12 protein-coding genes and 2 pseudogenes are annotated in these 16,405 nt (G+C 50.4%); 12 read left to right on the top strand and 2 right to left on the bottom strand.

Translation table 11 applies throughout. The annotated features are described in order from the left end of the window. Positions 1–64 precede the first annotated feature (64 nt). Positions 65–364: pseudogene (locus NXC24_RS30570) on the bottom strand (DDE-type integrase/transposase/recombinase); the annotation flags it as partial. On the opposite strand from NXC24_RS30570, the pseudogene istB reads away from it, so the two are divergent. After that, positions 361–1,124, top strand: a pseudogene (istB, locus tag NXC24_RS30565) (IS21-like element ISRel3 family helper ATPase IstB); the annotation flags it as partial. The pseudogenes NXC24_RS30570 and istB overlap by 4 nt on opposite strands. Positions 1,125–1,333: 209 nt before the next feature. On the opposite strand, the gene NXC24_RS30560 reads toward istB, so the two are convergent. Continuing rightward, on the bottom strand, positions 1,334–2,143 hold the full coding sequence (locus NXC24_RS30560; protein WP_245464082.1) for a capsular biosynthesis protein: 810 nt from the start codon (positions 2,141–2,143) through the stop codon (positions 1,334–1,336). Between the two features lie 379 nt (positions 2,144–2,522). Between NXC24_RS30560 and NXC24_RS30555 the strand changes: the two genes are divergently transcribed. The 11 genes from NXC24_RS30555 to NXC24_RS30505 all read left to right on the top strand — a co-directional run bounded on the left by NXC24_RS30555 (position 2,523) and on the right by NXC24_RS30505 (position 16,392). Continuing rightward, positions 2,523–5,678 (top strand): glycosyltransferase, encoded by a 3,156-nt coding sequence (locus NXC24_RS30555; RefSeq protein WP_104827068.1) that lies wholly within the window; start codon positions 2,523–2,525, stop codon positions 5,676–5,678. Positions 5,679–5,864: 186 nt separating this feature from the next. Beyond that, positions 5,865–6,212 carry a hypothetical protein gene (locus NXC24_RS30550; RefSeq protein ID WP_158704583.1) on the top strand — a complete coding sequence of 116 codons (348 nt, stop codon included), beginning with the start codon at positions 5,865–5,867 and terminating at the stop codon, positions 6,210–6,212. 101 nt (positions 6,213–6,313) lie between these two features. Further along, positions 6,314–7,528, top strand: coding sequence for a sulfotransferase family 2 domain-containing protein (locus NXC24_RS30545; protein ID WP_104827066.1), 1,215 nt, complete (start codon positions 6,314–6,316; stop codon positions 7,526–7,528). Between the two features lie 534 nt (positions 7,529–8,062). Further along, a complete protein-coding gene (locus NXC24_RS30540) occupies positions 8,063–9,049 on the top strand; it encodes a glycosyltransferase family 1 protein (RefSeq protein WP_158704582.1) in 987 nt (328 codons plus the stop codon). A gap of 18 nt (positions 9,050–9,067) precedes the next feature. After that, positions 9,068–10,051: a GDP-mannose 4,6-dehydratase gene (gene gmd, locus NXC24_RS30535; protein ID WP_104827064.1), complete on the top strand. Its 984-nt coding sequence runs from the start codon at positions 9,068–9,070 to the stop codon at positions 10,049–10,051. A gap of 10 nt (positions 10,052–10,061) precedes the next feature. Further along, complete coding sequence (locus NXC24_RS30530) at positions 10,062–11,015, top strand: NAD-dependent epimerase/dehydratase family protein (RefSeq protein ID WP_104827063.1); 954 nt, start codon at positions 10,062–10,064, stop codon at positions 11,013–11,015. Beyond that, on the top strand, positions 11,003–11,851 hold the full coding sequence (locus NXC24_RS30525) for an ABC transporter permease (protein WP_104827062.1): 849 nt from the start codon (positions 11,003–11,005) through the stop codon (positions 11,849–11,851). Before NXC24_RS30530 ends, NXC24_RS30525 begins: the two co-directional genes overlap by 13 nt. Beyond that, positions 11,848–13,173, top strand: a complete 1,326-nt coding sequence (locus NXC24_RS30520; protein WP_104827061.1) for an ABC transporter ATP-binding protein — start codon at positions 11,848–11,850, stop codon at positions 13,171–13,173. Before NXC24_RS30525 ends, NXC24_RS30520 begins: the two co-directional genes overlap by 4 nt. Continuing rightward, entirely contained in the window at positions 13,170–14,282 is a 1,113-nt protein-coding gene (locus tag NXC24_RS30515) for a class I SAM-dependent methyltransferase (RefSeq protein WP_104827060.1), read from the top strand. Before NXC24_RS30520 ends, NXC24_RS30515 begins: the two co-directional genes overlap by 4 nt. A 10-nt stretch (positions 14,283–14,292) precedes the next feature. After that, on the top strand, positions 14,293–15,210 hold the full coding sequence (locus NXC24_RS30510; protein WP_104827059.1) for a hypothetical protein: 918 nt from the start codon (positions 14,293–14,295) through the stop codon (positions 15,208–15,210). Positions 15,211–15,219: 9 nt separating this feature from the next. After that, positions 15,220–16,392 carry a glycosyltransferase family 1 protein gene (locus NXC24_RS30505; protein ID WP_104827058.1) on the top strand — a complete coding sequence of 391 codons (1,173 nt, stop codon included), beginning with the start codon at positions 15,220–15,222 and terminating at the stop codon, positions 16,390–16,392. Positions 16,393–16,405: the final 13 nt, after the last annotated feature.

The following is a 16,405-nucleotide window of genomic DNA, read 5'->3' as shown; positions in this document are numbered from 1 at the left end:
TTGGTGGACACCTCATGCCAAAGCTCACTCAATTGCAGAAGGTGCGGGGAAAATCGCGCTTACCGATGTAGTGCCACTCCACCTTGTGATCCTTCGACCAGGCGAGGATGGCATTCGACGTTAGTTCGGTGCCGTTGTCGGAAATGATCATCGCCGGTTTGCCGCGCCGCTCGATCAGCGTTGTCAGTTCTCGCGCGACACGGCGACCGGAGATCGACGTATCAGCGATCGCTGCCAGGCATTCACGCGTCACATCGTCGACGATGTTAAGAACGCGAAAGCGTCTGCCGCAGGCGAACTGGTCGTGCACGAAATCCAGCGACCATCGGGCATTTGCCTTCGCTTCGACCAGGATCGGCGCACGGTGAACTTTCCGCGCTGGAAGCCATTGATATCCTTCTCTCTGAGGAACTCACTTTACGCGAGAACAGCCGCATCAAGACCGCACTGCGAATGGGCAGACTTGCGACGATCAAGACGCTCGCCGGCTTCGACTTCACCTTCCAACCTTCGCTCAATCGCGATCGGATTCTCACCCTGGCGCAGCTCGGCTTCGTCGATCGTCACGAGGCCGTTCACTTCCTCGGACCACCGGGAACAGGCAAAAGCCATCTCGCCACAGCGCTCGGTGTCGAAGCCGTGAAGGCCGGAAAGAGTGTGTATTTTACGACGCTCGCCGACCTCATTGGTTCGCTTGCCCGTTCTGAACGAGAAGGCAGGCTTCAGGAGCGCATTCGCTTCTCTGCAGACCAAGCTTGCTGATTGTCGACGAGATCGGCTACCTGCCGGTCGTCCAAGGCGGTGGCAATCTCTTCTTTCAGCTCGTCAATGCCCGATATGAACGTGGTGCGATGATCCTGACGTCAAACCGCGGCTTCGCAGAATGGGGCGATGTGTTCGGAGATCCCGTCGTCGCGACGGCGCTGCTCGACAGATTGCTTCACCATGCCGTCGTCGTGCAGATCGAAGGATCCAGCTATCGGCTGCGGCAGCATGCCGAGCTGATGCCGGAGCATGTCCGGTCCAAAGCCTTGATCGCACCCCCGGCGTTCGCGCCACCTCAAAAGCCACGCGGACGTCCACCGAAAAATCCCCAAATCTCCCTGGCGTCCACGTCGGCATAAGTGGGGAATTTTACTTCGGCACTTATGGGGAAGATTCAAACGGCACTATTGGGGAGTATTGCTCCGGTACTGACACCTGGCTATCTCAAACGCTCACCCGCATCGCAAATCGCTGGCCAGCCGCTGATATTGAGCTGCTCATGCCATGGAATTTTAGGGCTGCCGCTATCGGCTAACCGCTTACCCTGATACGTCTGTTCGTCTTCAGCTCAACTGTCCATTAGAATCCTTCGAGAACATCTCTCGGCAACAAGGCCTACGAAGAGCGACGCAATCCCAAAACCCAGTAAATATTCCTTATCTACAAGCCGATCGCTGTAGTTCTCAAAATATGCGGTACGCATCCATTCAACGCATTGGACGACAGGATTGTATGATAGCGGAATTGCGGCCTGATCAGGAAGGTCCACCGTAACAAAAAGGCATCCTGATGACATGTAAAAGATTATACTCATGAGGGCATATGCAGTTGCAAAAAATGGAATAAACGAGGTGATAACACCAGCGATTGTACCAATTCCGACTGCAAGAAGAATGGTAGCCAAATACGCCAGGACGGCTTGGGCCGGGTCTGCTGGATAGGGGTTCAATCCCAATGCGGTGAATACGACCCACAAAAAAACAAGAGTTATACATCCTGCCATTATTTCCAGAAGCGCTCTCCCGAATAGTATATCTACCACTCTCACGACTGGAAAACTTAGCATATTCCTATTCATAAGCACCGAAAGCGACATAAATCTTGAAATATACAGGAATGTCAAAGTGGGTATTACCCCTACCCCGAAAAAGATTAGCGGACTTTCGCCATATGGTGCTGCACGCCCAGCATATGCGTTAATGAATATAATGACGACCATATGAGCAAGCGGCCATAGAGATTGCACAATGAACCCGAGACCGTGATTGAAGAATCTGCTCCGCATATCGCGCAGGATCACGGCGCTCATTACATTTTGTCTCTGCCCCAGGAGCTCCGCAAAGGACATACACCTCCTCTTCTCACCGCGATTTTCCATTGAGGTGTCCCAAAATAGTGGCGACAAATCGTATCCAAATTTTCTCAAAGCAATTACACCCATAATTGCCAGAAAGCTGAGAAACGCAAGGTGCAAGCATTAAAAGTGGAAATGCCAATTTGCGTTCTGCCTCAACTCCGCGCTCCACCATTTTTCATTTTTCGATTGCCGTAGTCCACTCGCTATTCAAAAGGATGGTATGGAAATATCGCGCCTTCGTGGAGATTCGGATTTCGTGACAAATACGTCACTTACTACGTGTGCTGCAGGGCCAAATTTATGGACGTGAGAGTATTGCTCTCCCATTTCTCCTTGGTTAAACATTCTGCGAATCTCAATTTAAATCTTGGGTTGCGCTTGGTGAATCGGATAGCGCCGCATGGCGAGTGATGATTTATCTGTTCGTTTAAGAAATTTGGATCGGTTGCAAATGGATATCGAGAACATCATCAGATTTTCGAGCGAAAATGGTCTCGATTCGATTGCGGATGAACTTCGATCAATCAATGGATCACTTAGCGCGCTAAATTTCGATGATCAAGGCTACCTCTATGCAAATCCCGACATTGCCGAGGCGCTGGGTGGGCGAAATAGTTCAGCGGCTTACACACATTGGTTAACTCACGGAAGAGTCGAGGGGCGCATTGGATCTGGACTCTGCCCTTTCGCTAATAGACGTCCTCCGCGGCAGCATCCACACAAAGCCGACGCCCACATCGCGTTTTACGGTCCGCTGTTAGCCAAAAATGGTCTGGGAGAAGCAGCGCGAGGTTATGCTTCAGCGCTGCGATCTTTCAGCAATTCAGTGGATATTATCGATACCACGGCGGCCTTATACCCGGATAGGGAGTTTCCGCCTATCGCGAGACCGACGACAAAGGCGGACATCGTTATTATTCATCAAAATTCAGACGCCCTCCAAAATTTTTTCCGAATGGTTTCGCCTGATATTCTTGACGGCGCTTATTCCATCGGAATCTGGGTATGGGAGCTCTCGGCGTTCAATGCGGAATGGATTGCAAACTTTGCGGCCTTTGATGAAATCTGGTCGCCCAGTCAGTTTTCCGCAGATGCGATTAAGTGCCTCGCGCCCCGATCGCTTCCGGTTGTCACCGTTCCGCACGTCGTGTCCCCGCCCCAGACCAAAGCGAACCTTGGGAGAGCTCATTTTGGAATTCCCGATGATGCGTTTGCCATTCTGTATGCGTTCGACGCAAGTAGTGGAATGGATCGAAAGAATCCGGAAGCTCTCATCGAGGCGTTTTCGTCGGCGTTTGACAATGCCCCAGATGTTGTCCTAGTAATGAAATGTCATACTACCGGACATGCCACCAAGCGCTTGACTGATATCCGCAGGGCTGCGGATCGGGGCAACATTGTGCTCATCGACAGTCTTCTCGATGACGGAGAAAATCACTCACTTAAAGAGATCTGCGACGCCTTTGTTTCTCCCCATCGCGCAGAGGGGTTCGGGCTCAATATTGCCGAGATGATGGTTCGCGGCAAGCCAGTCGTGGTTACCGGATACTCAGGGAACCTGGAATTTTGCAACGAGCGCAACTCCTTCCTTGTGGATTATGAATTAGTTGAAGTTTCAGATCCAGCCGGTCCTTATCCACTCGGATATGTTTGGGCCTCTCCCAAACACGATAGTCTAGTTTCCAAGCTGAGAGAAGTTCGTTCTGAATCCGCACGGGTGATGAAGATCGCCTCAATGGGACGGAAATATATCGAGGCAAATCTCAGTGAAAAGAAGATCGCAGCGCTTATGGCAGAGCGCTTGAGCCTGCCTAAAAGTGACGAACGCTCTCCACTTACCAACCAAGAAAAGAAAGCAAAATACGTTTGGAGGCATCCCCTTTCATTGTCGCCTTGCAGAGAGCCGTCCATATCAGAGACTTCCAAATGGCCACTGATCAGCGTTATCGTCCCCGTCTATAATATCTCAAAGCAATATTTAGAAGCCTGCGTAGCCTCTGTTATGAGCCAACGTTATCCCTATTGGGAGTTGTGTCTTTGTGACGACGCATCGACGCTCCCTGAGACGATTGATACTTTGGAGCGACTTCGTGGAATTGATCACCGAATCAGGATCAAGCGCTTGCCTCAGAACGTGGGCATTTCGCGCTGCAGCAATTCGGCGGCAGAAATCGCCACAGGTTCTTACCTGGCGTTTGTCGACAATGATGACACCATTTCCCCAAATGCGCTTCTTTCTTATGCAAAGGCGATACAGGCCAACCCTGAGGCGGCTCTGTTCTATTGCGATGAAGACAAGATTTCCACAACGGGCGAGTATGTTGATCATTATATGAAACCAGATTGGTCACCAGAGCATCTGGAATCTACGATGTATGTACTTCACATGATTGTTGTAAGGAAATCTCGGTTTCTTGAACTTGGCGGCTATCGCGAAAGGTATACAGGGGCTCAGGATTATGATCTTGCGCTTAGAATCTCACTTGCGGGAGATAAGGTCGTACATGTTCCAGAAGTCCTATACCATTGGCGGATGCTCGAAGGATCTGCCGCCGCGCAGGTCGATGCCAAGCCGGCGGCACTACTTAATGCACGCGCAGCTTTGACCGAGTACGCGAAACAAAAATTCGGCCCAAGCGCGTCGGTGGAAGACGGAAAACTAACTGGCCTATTTCGAGTAACAAGAGGACGTCGGATCGCACCTCCGGTGACTTTGGTGATTACCACCAATAATGCAACAAAAGACATATTAGGACGAGGAAGGATCAACCTCGTTGGCCACTTGGTGTCCTCCATAATCGACCGCACCGATTATCCGAACTATGAAATTGTCGTGGTAAGCAACGGCCATTTGGACGGGCAGGTCCGCACGCTACTAGTGGAGCATGGCCATCGGGAAGTGCATTATCGCTATGAGGGCCAATTTAACTTTGCGAGCAAAGCCAACTTCGCCTTCGATCAGGCGAGAACCGAAATCGTTGTCCTTTTGAACGATGATATGGAGATTATTTCACGCGACTGGCTGTGGCATCTGGTCGACTACGCAGATCGTTCGGAGGTCGGTATTGTTGGCGCCAAGCTCCTATACCCAGACGGTCGCCTGCAGCATGCTGGCGTCGCGCTGGGCGTAAATGAGACAGCAGCCCACCTTTATCATGGCCACCCTGGCGATTCTATTGGTTATAACGGCTACCCCATGACGATCCGAAACTATAGCGCGGTTACGGGCGCATGCATGGCCACGAAGAAATCGGTTATTCGGGAAGTTGGCGGCTTCAATGAGGAATTCAGGATCGACTTCAATGATACGGACTTTTGTCTACGAGTACGGGAAGCCGGCTATCGGATCGTATACAACCCGTTTTGTGAACTGTATCACTTCGAAAGCCAGACGGCCGTCAGAACGTCGCAAGACCCCGCTGAAAAGGTGCAGTTTCTGAAGCGTTGGGAAGCAACCATAGCGAGAGATCCATATTACAACCCAAACCTCCGCAATGATTCCATCGCGTTCGAGGCTTGGCCTAGCGTTTGGCGCCATGGGCTACTTGAGAACTGAGAAAAAGTAATGCCGACATCGAACTTGGAACCACTGCAAAAGCGATATGACGAGGCGATCCACGAGATAGCATTGCTGAGGCGCGCACTATATTTAACTAATGCGAGTCTAAAGAGAAATGGGTCGTCGGGCGCTGTCGACGTCGGGGCTGTTGTAGATCGCTCCTATTACAGCAAGAGCGTTGACATGGATGGAGCCGAAAAGCCTTATATTCTCGAGTTAGCAAAACTTCTGTTTATGGCCGGAATCATCCCGTCCTCGACGATCTTCGACGAGCAAAGATATCTTGCCGAGAATCCAGATGTTTCAAGAGCAATTGCAACCAAACGCTTCAAAACCGGCTTCGAACACTGGTTGGTGCATGGACTATCTGAGGGGCGTGCAGCAGCCTCCAAAATCGTACCCATTGACCGCCTGGGTGAGGAGGTCCTTTCAGTCTACAGATCCAACAAGATCAAGAAGGCCAAATCTCCGGTGAATCTTCTGCTTCGTGTTTTGATGAGATCTCGCCAAAAGACGGTGGGAAGCACCTGATGGCTGATTAGAACATAACTGAGATGCTTGCGGCACAGACCGCAATCAGATTGTGCATTTGTGAGGTTCCAATCTCAAACAGGTCTTTTCGTGAGAGAACGTTGTCTCGAGTCCCCTATGAATGGCTGACCGGGCAACACTCGAAAGGAGTGCGGTGCCAGTTCTCTGAGGCATCTTTTACACCGCTGGAATGGGCGCTCATAGTCAATGCAGTTGCCTTCGTGCAAAAGCCAATTGTGCACTTGACCCCAGGCATTACAGGCTATTTCGTTCACTTTTCGAGAAGGCAAAATTTCGTGCAAACGGTTGGATATGTTGACGGCATTTCAGGAGGAGAAATCATTGGCTGGGCTCGCAAGGTCGGGGACCCGAAGGCACTTGCTGAGATCAACATCGTTGCTGAGTCAGGGCACATTATCCCGTGGAAACCAACCCACTATCGCCCAGATGTATGCAACGTCTGCGGAGAGCAGGGAATATTCGGCTTTCACGTGCCAATTTCCTTCTTGCTAAATTTCGGATCGATATTCAGCTTTTTCACCATCGATGGACAAGAACTTAACAATGGACGCGTCGAAATTCCTTCAGATGAAGGATTTGAAGTAGGCCCTGTTTCAGTCCCAGAATGCAATTTCTACTTGCACATTCAAAAAACCATGGGAACCAGCGTAGTAAACGTAATTCACAATTCCCTTGAGAAGAGCCGGTTCCTGTCCATCTACCCCCAATTTGGCCTTTCGGTACCGCAGTTTATCAAGCTTCCGCTGCATCAGCGGAGAACTCTTAAACTTGTAGTGGGGCATACGTCTTTCGGGGTTGGTCGTTATCTGGGTAACCGCGCAAACTATCTGACCGTTGTTCGCGAGCCGATGGCGCGGGTTCGCTCCCATTTAATGCATATACTTAGCGATTCCGGCCCCACCTATAATCTTTGCGGTGTCGAATACACGGTCGATGAAGTCGTTAACAATGGATTGACCGATGAATTCGACAACCTACAAGTTCGAATGATCGCGGGTTTATATGAGGGCGAAATTCCTTTGGGCGAAATCAGTCTCGACGACGCTAAGCTTGCGATTCACAACGTAGAGCAAAGTTTTAGTTATATTGGCCCACTGGAAAAATTCAGAGAGACGGCCAAAACGTTTTTGAAACGTCTTGATATCGCCGAGCAAGCGTTGCCGCATTTGAATGAAGCTAAGTCCCAACTCGTGCACAAATATCAGGATACGATAGAGCGGATTGATTGGGATCGCGTTCGGAAACGACATCTGCCTGAAATAGCCCTTTACGAATATGTTTGTCAAAAAAACTAGTGCGACGCTCGCTGAACTAAAACGTGTTGACCTTGCACGGTTCTCGCCTCTATGTCGTATCGCACTGTATCGCAGCCTAATGACTTTTGCGAATATCATTGTACCGATGCCCTCCACTGAACCCCAGCTGCGGCAGAGACGGGAGAAAGATTGAGATCCATGCTCCGGAGCTGAACGGCTCGGTTGTCAGGTAGACTCTGGAAGGATGTGCTGGAATATTATCAAGGTATTGGATTAGTGAGAAGTTCGTTGTAAAGGGGACGAATTCACTCGTCTAATCGCAGGCCGCACAGCGCGATTGGTTAAAATGCAATACACTGTGATGGCAAAATACGGATTATGCAGCCGAAACCTTCGAATATCATCAGAATTGGAGTCGATTCCTCACCTCTAGTCTCGAGGCGCACCGGCGTTGGAAACTACGAGCATGCTCTGCTGACATCGCTCAGATCCGAATTTCCATCACTTATCTTCCGCGGATACCACCGCTTCGGATGGCATGATCTGCCGATTGAGCCTCTGCGTGATTCTTCGTTGGGCGATCAAAAGAAGCCGGAGCGCCTCTCTGTTACAGACCGGCTGAAGAAAAACAAAGCGGTTCGCATGGGCTATCGGGTAGCCAATGGATGGCAATACCAGCGAACGCGCCCCACGGAGAATATTGCTTTTTTTCATGCATTTAACTTCCTGCCGCCGAGCCCGCGGGAGACATGCTTTATTCCAGTGATTTATGATTTGTCCTATAAAAGGTATCCCGAATTTCATCCGTCGGAACGGGTGCAACTGCTTAAGGCGCTTGATTCGCTGATGGCTGATGTACCCGCGGTTCATACAATCTCCGACTTCAGCGCAAATGAAATAGAATACTTTTACGGGATTCCACGTGAGAAAATTTTTGTTATTCCACCGCAGATCAAGGCGGCTCAACCACCGCATGAGGAAGAGATTGACAAGGTCTTGAAGCGATTTGAGCTTAGCCGGGGTTCTTTTCTACTTTGCGTTGGCACGCTGGAGCCGCGAAAGAATATGCGTACTTTAATCGAGGCGTTTGGTGCCCTCGACGAGGATGTGCGCTCACTTTTCCCTTTGATTGTGGTGGGGGGAACCGGTTGGGGACGGAAATTGCTGCCCAATGTTACCGCCACGTTGGTTGATGCCGGACAAATCCGATTCGTGGACTATCTGCCCGATGATGATCTCCGCGCCATGTATGCGTCATGTCGTGTCTTCGCATATCCCTCGGTATATGAGGGCTTTGGCATGCCAATCGCGGAAGCTTTGAGTCACGGTGCGAATGTCGTCGCCTCCGACATTCCGGCCCATCACGAGGCGGGACAAGGGCTAGCCGAACTCGTGCCGGCGGAAGAGTCGGCGAGTTGGTCAAGTGCGTTATATGCCGCTTTAACTCGATGGAAAGAAAGCGACCGCCTTAACATAGCCGCAGAGTTTCGAGATCCCGGCGCCACATCTGCGGCTTTGGCTATGAATATGTATCAAACGATCGCCCAGAAACTGGGCTAACGAGGAGTAAGGCAGCTCATGAAGAAATCGGCCCTCATAACAGGTATCACCGGTCAAGACGGCGCCTATTTGGCGCAGTTGCTCTTAAGCAAAGGCTACCAGGTGTTTGGTCTGGCGCGCCGATCAAGCACATCGGAATTGAACCTATCGCGCCTACAATGGCTTGGCATCGCAAACGATATAGAGATTCTCGATGGCGACCTTAGCGACCTCTCGTCGCTCATGCGCGCTTATAAGACTGCTAATCCATCCGAAATCTATAATCTCGCTGCGCAGTCCTTTGTAGCGACGTCCTGGTCGCAGCCTCTCCTAACTGCAAATGTTACCGCGGTCGGCGTCGCCAATATGCTCGAAGCTTTGCTCACATGTTGCCCCGGCGCGCGCTTTTATCAAGCTTCTTCCTCTGAAATGTATGGGCTTATCAGGGAGCCGCGTCAAACCGAACAGACGCCCTTTTATCCTCGGTCACCATATGCAGTCGCCAAACTCTACGGACATTGGATAACCGTGAATTACCGCGAGAGCCATAATCTCTTCGCTACATCGGGCATTCTATTCAACCATGAGTCTCCGCTCCGTGGCATTGAATTTGTGACGCGCAAAATCACCGATGGCGTTGCACGCATCAAACTCGGACTCCAAGACAAGTTGTCGCTCGGCAATCTTGACGCGAAGCGCGATTGGGGCCATGCTCGGGATTATACGCGAGCGATGTGGATGATGCTTCAGCAGGATGTGGCCGACGATTACGTTATCGCAACCGGTATCACCACGTCCGTTCGAGATTTTTGTCAGTCTGCATTTGCTCATGTAGGCCTGAATTACGAAAATCACGTCGTGACAGATCCTCGTTTTCTTCGCCCAGCCGAAGTGGACGTGCTTCTCGGAGATTCGACGAAAGCCCATCAAATACTCGGTTGGCACCCTGAAATCAGCCTCAATGAGATGATCTCAGAAATGGTCGAGGCTGATCTTAAACGCCTATCGAATAAAGGGGCATAGCGCGCGCGCGATGAGAATTCTTGTAACAGGAGCGGCAGGCTTCGTTGGAAGTCACGTGTGCCAAAAGCTGATAGTCGAGCAGAAGGTTTCCGATCTTGCGATCGGGGCCCTTGTGCACCAGCTGCCGACGACGCAGCTTAATGGACTGGATTATCTCGTTGCTGACGTTACCGACATTGACGCTGTTAATTCGGCCATTCGCGGTTTCCGACCTGATCGAATTCTGCATCTTGCGGCCGTGGCCTCGCCAAGGCTTGCAACCGGAATGGATGCCTGGAAAGTAAATCTCAACGGTACGCTTAACATAGCTTCCGCTGCTCTGCGGTATGCACCGTCGTCTCACCTTTACTACGTGAGCACGGGAATGGTGTACGGACGAACATTTGCCCAACGCTTCCCTGCGAGGGAAGAAGACCCGATCAACGCTGTCGATGATTATTCCGCAACAAAAGTGGCATCGGAAGTGGTGCTGCAGCATTGTCATGCGCAAGGTCTTTCACTAGCTATTCTCCGGCCATTCAACCACAGCGGACCCGGCCAGTCCTCTCTCTACGCCCTCCCGCGTTTTGCACAGTCGATCGCGAGAATTGAAGCCGGCCTCGACGAGCCTATACTTCGTGTTAGCGGCCTAGAGAGTAAAAGAGACTTTCTCCACATTTCTGACATTGTCGACGCATACTGGCGCGCATTGACAATTCCCCAGCCACCCCGTGGTCAGATATGGAATGTTTGCTCCGGAAAAGCTGTACGTATGCGCGAAATCGTCGACCTTTTCAGGTCGGAGGCGCGCGTCAGCATTGCTGTCGAAGAGAACCAGTCAATTCCCGACCAGTTTCCGTACATGGTTGGCAATTCTGGTCGGATAGAAAGTGAGTTATCTTGGCAACCTCAACTAGGTCTCGATGTGCTGGTACGCGATGTCCTTGAACATGAGCGCAGGAAATTGATTAGTTGTGGCGAATAAATGCTACCTATCTCTTCCTCAGCCGATTGGAACTGGATCTTGTGACAGCTATGATAGCATCTCTCCTTAACTACAGAAGTTTTGTTTTCGGAAGCGTCAGGCGCGAATTCGAAATCAAATACAAGCATTCCGCACTGGGGCCACTCCTATTGCTCATTCAGCCCCTGACTTCGGTTTTGATTTTTACCGTCGTTTTCTCGAGCGTTATGCGAGCGCGGCTTCCGGGCAATCCGTCCACGTTTGCCTATAGTATATATATATGTGCAGGCTTTCTGGTCTGGTCATATTTTACAGAAGTTATTACTCGCTGCTCCGGTATGTTTTTGGAAAATGCGGCGTTAATTAAGAAGATTGCGTTCCCAAAATCGGTCCTTCCCGTAATCGTGGTAATCAGCTCATTTCTTAATTTTTTCTTGATGTTTGCATTTTTTTTCGTGTTTCTGCTGATAATTGGCGAGCTGCCCGGCGTTCAGCTCCTTGCCTTAGTTCCCCTTCTTATCGCGCTATGCGCGTTTTCATTATCGACCGGTCTCATTCTCGGTACGTTAAACGTCTTTTTTCGCGATATCGGTCAAATGCTGCCGATCGTGCTGCAATTCTGGTTCTGGTTAACCCCTATTGTTTATCCGATTTCGATATTGCCAGAGAGGCTTCGCTGGGTTGTGGCATACAATCCCGTCGCCATCATCGTACAGGCATATCAGTCGCTATTTCTTGAGGGAGCTGTCGCCAACTGGTCATCCGTCTTTGCCGTTATTGCTCTTTCGGCAGCACTTTTGATAATCGCACGGCTGTTGGTGCAGCGCACAATGTCTGATCTGGTAGACGAGCTATGACCTCCACAATTTCACTGTCAGGTGTCGGTAAGTACTATAAATCCTACAAGAGTAGGACTCACCGTATTCTCCACTGGATAACGGGCAACGATCGTTATGTGCAAAAGAAGTGGATATTGTCAGATGTGTCTTTTGATGTGAAGTCAGGTGAGACGGTTGCCATCGTCGGCAAAAACGGCGCTGGCAAATCAACTCTCCTGAAGATGATTACGGGAACGCTCAGCCCATCAACGGGGGATATTCTCGTTAAAGGTAGGGTTGCGGCACTACTAGAGCTGGGAACTGGGTTTCATCCGGACTTTACTGGACGACAGAACGTCATCATGGCTGGGCAGCTTCTGGGATTGTCCGTAGCCCAGATGCTAGAGAAAATCCCCCTAATAGAAGCGTTCGCGGAAATCGGCGATTACTTTGATCAGCCCGTTCGGATTTATTCAAGTGGCATGTATGTGCGGCTGGCCTTCGCCCTGATCGCAAATGTGGATGCCGACGTCTTGATTATCGATGAAGCATTGGCGGTAGGCGACGCGATCTTTATTCAGAAGTGCATGCGGTTTATCAGACGCTTTCAGGAAACGGGCACTATCCTTTTTGTCAGCCATGATATGGGCGCGGTGCAAAATCTCTGCAGCCGCGCAGTCTGGCTTGATCAGGGAGGTATTCGCAAGCTCGACACTGCCAGGGCGGTGGCTGAGGAATATCTACGCTTTACGTTGCAGCATGTGTACGGCAGTGGCATTACGCTTGAGAACAATGCACTGCCGGAAGTGGTCGATTCCGCAGGGGAGCACGAAGAATCCACTCTATTAGAGACCAGCCTGCCGGACTATCGCGGTATCGTCCAAGTCCGAGATAATCTGCAGAAGGCGAACGGTTGGCGCACGGGCGCGGCGGAGCTTCTGAGCGTTTCCATCCGGAATAAAGCCAAACCGGAGGTGCGGCATTTCGAGGGTGGAGAACGCGTTGTCATCACCATCCGTGCAAGTGCGCAAGAGGACATCGACAACCCTATTATTGGCTTTTTGTGGCGGGACCGTTTGGGGCAAGACTTATTCGGTGAGAATACTTTGCCATTTACGGATGCCACACCAATGCGCGTGCCCGCAGGAAGTACGTTCAAGGCTGAATTCGAATTTACGCTGCCAATGCTTCCTAATGGACAATACTCGGTCGAGGCTGCCATTGCCGACGGAACGCTCCACAGTGCAATTCAACATCATTTCCTGCACGATGCCCTCATCGTCAACGTCGCGTCGACCAAAGTCCGCTGGGGGCTAATAGGAATTCCATTTAATCGCATTAATCTCGGTTTTGATCAATGAAGCATGCGTCGCTCCAGCATTTTTTCTCCAACGTTGAAAAGTCGTCAGATAAATGGGCTCTTTATCTGGAGACTTACGAAAGCTTATTCGCCTCATTTCGCGATCGACCAATTTCGATTCTCGAAATTGGCATTCAGAATGGCGGTTTCACAGAAACGCTTGCCGCCTATTTTCCAAATGCGACCCGAATTGTAGGTTGCGATATCGATGAGAAATGCGGACAGCTTGTATTCAGCGATCCTCGTATATCGGTCATCGTCGGCGACGCATCCAACTCCGAGACGGCCGCACGAATCAATGGACTTTCAGACCACTTCGACATCATCATCGACGATGGATCGCATACGTCGAAAGATATAGTCGCAGCATTCTGCCATTATTTTCCGAAACTACGCGAAGAGGGCGTATTCATCGCCGAAGACCTGCATTGTAGCTATTGGTACGAGTACGAAGGCGGCCTCGCGCATCCTTTCTCATCCATGAGCTTCTTCAAGCTTTTGACGGACGTAATCAATTTTGAACATTGGGGCGTGCCCCAGTCTAGACAGCGCCTCTTGATGGAGGTGCTGGATCATCATGGCTTTGCCGTTGACGAAGATGAGCTTGCAAAGATTTCGTCCGTCGAATTTTTCAATTCGGTGAGTATTGTGCGAAAGAGAGCGGCCGCCTCGGCAATGCTTGGAAAGCGGCTCGTTAGTGGTCGTGAGTTCAGTGTGGCCGACAATGCGCCGTATAATCTAAGCGACGCGTTTCGTAACGATCAGCGTGGTAATCCATTTTCTGATCTCGATTTGATCAGCAATAAACATGTTTTCGGCATCCTCGCCGGCTTGTTTTCGAACCAGGAAGTCAACAAAAGCGAGCAAATTGAAGTTAAACGTAAGCTCGATTCATTGAAGGAAGAGACCACTGCAACCGCCATGATGCAACGAGCTGAGATCATTGAACGCCTTGGTACTTTGGAAACCAAGATGGTTCAGGCTGCTATGGCTCACTATACCGACGTTGCAGAGAAACTAGCTACGATGGCTGCGAAAATTGAAGATAGCAGGCGCCCGCGGACATTTTTTGAATGGCTGCATCGAAAACTCCGGCCTGAACGTCGCTGAGGACTGGAGAATGATCCATATCCCGATCCAAATCTCCTCAAGCGCTGCCGAATTCCAGCGCTATATCCAAGATTGTGTTTTGGCGCTGCGCTACCAAGACGGTGTCGGCAAACGGTACAGATTGACGATAAATATTGCCGTATATGAACCAGTTGAAGAGGTTGCCATCGAGCGAATCAAAGCGCTTGCCGACGATCATCTCGCCGTGAACGTCATCAAATTAAATCGAACGTGCGGTTATGGTGAAAAGCAGAATTTGATCTGGAACGAATTCACCAAAAAGCTCTCCGATCGTTGTGATGCGTTCATAACGATGAACCCAGACATGATCCTGATGCCCGATGTTGTAGACAAGCTCTACTCGACTTTCATCGACAGTGCAGGTCGCGCCAACATCGTTGAAGCTCGGCAATTTCCGATTGAAAATCCTCCGAGGGCTTTTGACCACGAAACACTGGAGGTGAATTGGTGCAGCGGAGCTTGCATTCTGATCTCCGCCGCGTTTTTCGAACGCACAAAGGGATTTGATGAAGCAATCTACCTCTATTGTGAGGACGTCGATCTGAGCTGGCGTGCATGGCTCGACGGTGGGCAATGTCTTTACCGGCAAGATGCTGTTGTCGCGCATATGACGCACGGTCTTTTTGAGGCGCGCTACAATCCGCATTCAATCGCTGTCCATGAATTTAACATGGCCCTGAGCCATTTAATTTTGGTTTGGAAGTATTTTTCGACAAACGAGGCGCTCTTTGCATCAAAAATGAAATTATTTTGGGATAACCAATGGATTGCGCGTCACACAAAGGACGCCGCCGTCGCGAGGCTTGAAGAGATTAAGCCGAAAATTGAGCGGCAAACGAACGCGCATCACAAGATCGAGATTCTCGATATCGGTCTGTACTCTGCAATGCGACCAAATTTGATCTGAGGCTAACCATTGAAGATCGTTTTTGACGGCTACGCTCTTAGATTTCCGCGAACAGGGATAGTGAATTACGGTTATGCCGTAGCGCGCGGCTACCGGGAACGCCTTAGGCCACAGGAATTTCGAATTCTCATCGGTGACCGCAATGTCACCGACCACGAAATTGCAGCCTTTCTCCAGCATGGCGATGTAGCTGCGATTCTGGAGGGGCATAGAGAAAGTTTCATTGAAAAAATCGAGCGTAAGCTGACCGGAAACGTATTTCGTAACTATATGCCTGGTCTCGGTTCGGCAGTCTCCAAGGCTACTCGCGGCTTTGACATCTATCACTGCATCGATTGGTTCTTTGAACCTCCTCGGTCTACAAAGCTCAATGTTATCACGTGGTTTGATCTAACTACCACTTTGTTCCCCCAATTTCATGAGGAACTGAACATCACAAAAGAGCGCATGAAGATGAAGCGCCTTGCGAACTTCGACCATGTGTTTTGCATTTCGGCTGCAACGCGAAACGATCTTCTGAAACACGCTGATATCGATCCCGACAAGGTGACGGTAAACTATATCGACACTGACCCGATCTTCGATCGGTACGTCTTCTTCGAACGACAAGCTCTTCTCGCGAAATACGGAATTCCAAAAGATCATCGCTACCTTTTATCCGTTTCCACGATTGAACCGCGGAAGAATTTCCGGCAAGTATTGGATGCTTTTGGAGCTTTTGTGCGGGCCAATCCTAAGGAGCCCTACGTCCTAGTCTGCACAGGCATGTGGGGCTGGAAAAATGACGATCTTAAGAACTATCTCGCGGAATGCGGCTTTGCTGATCGAGTGATTTTCACTGGCTTCGCAGATTTAACTGATTTGCCATCGCTTTATCATCACGCGGATTGCTTTCTTTATCTCTCCCTCTATGAAGGGTTTGGCCTACCAATCCTCGAAGCAATGAAGTCAGGTTGTCCTGTGATCTGCTCTGATACCTCGTCCATGCCCGAGGTCATTGGCGACGCCGGAATCCTCGTTTCACCGTCGGATGTCGACGGCACTGGGAAGGCGATCGACACCGTCGTGCATGATGCTGCACGTGCAGAGCAAATGCGGGCGGCAGGTTTTGCTCGCAGTAGGATGTTTTCGTGGTCTCAGCATGTCGATCGTTTGATGCAAGTTTATGAGAAAGCCCGGTAGGCTTCACGAGAAA

Source organism: Rhizobium sp. NXC24, from assembly GCF_002944315.1.
Classification (GTDB): Bacteria; Pseudomonadota; Alphaproteobacteria; order Rhizobiales; family Rhizobiaceae; genus Rhizobium.
Note: the sequence above shows the minus strand (reverse complement) of the source record. Positions and strands in the feature narration are given on the sequence as shown.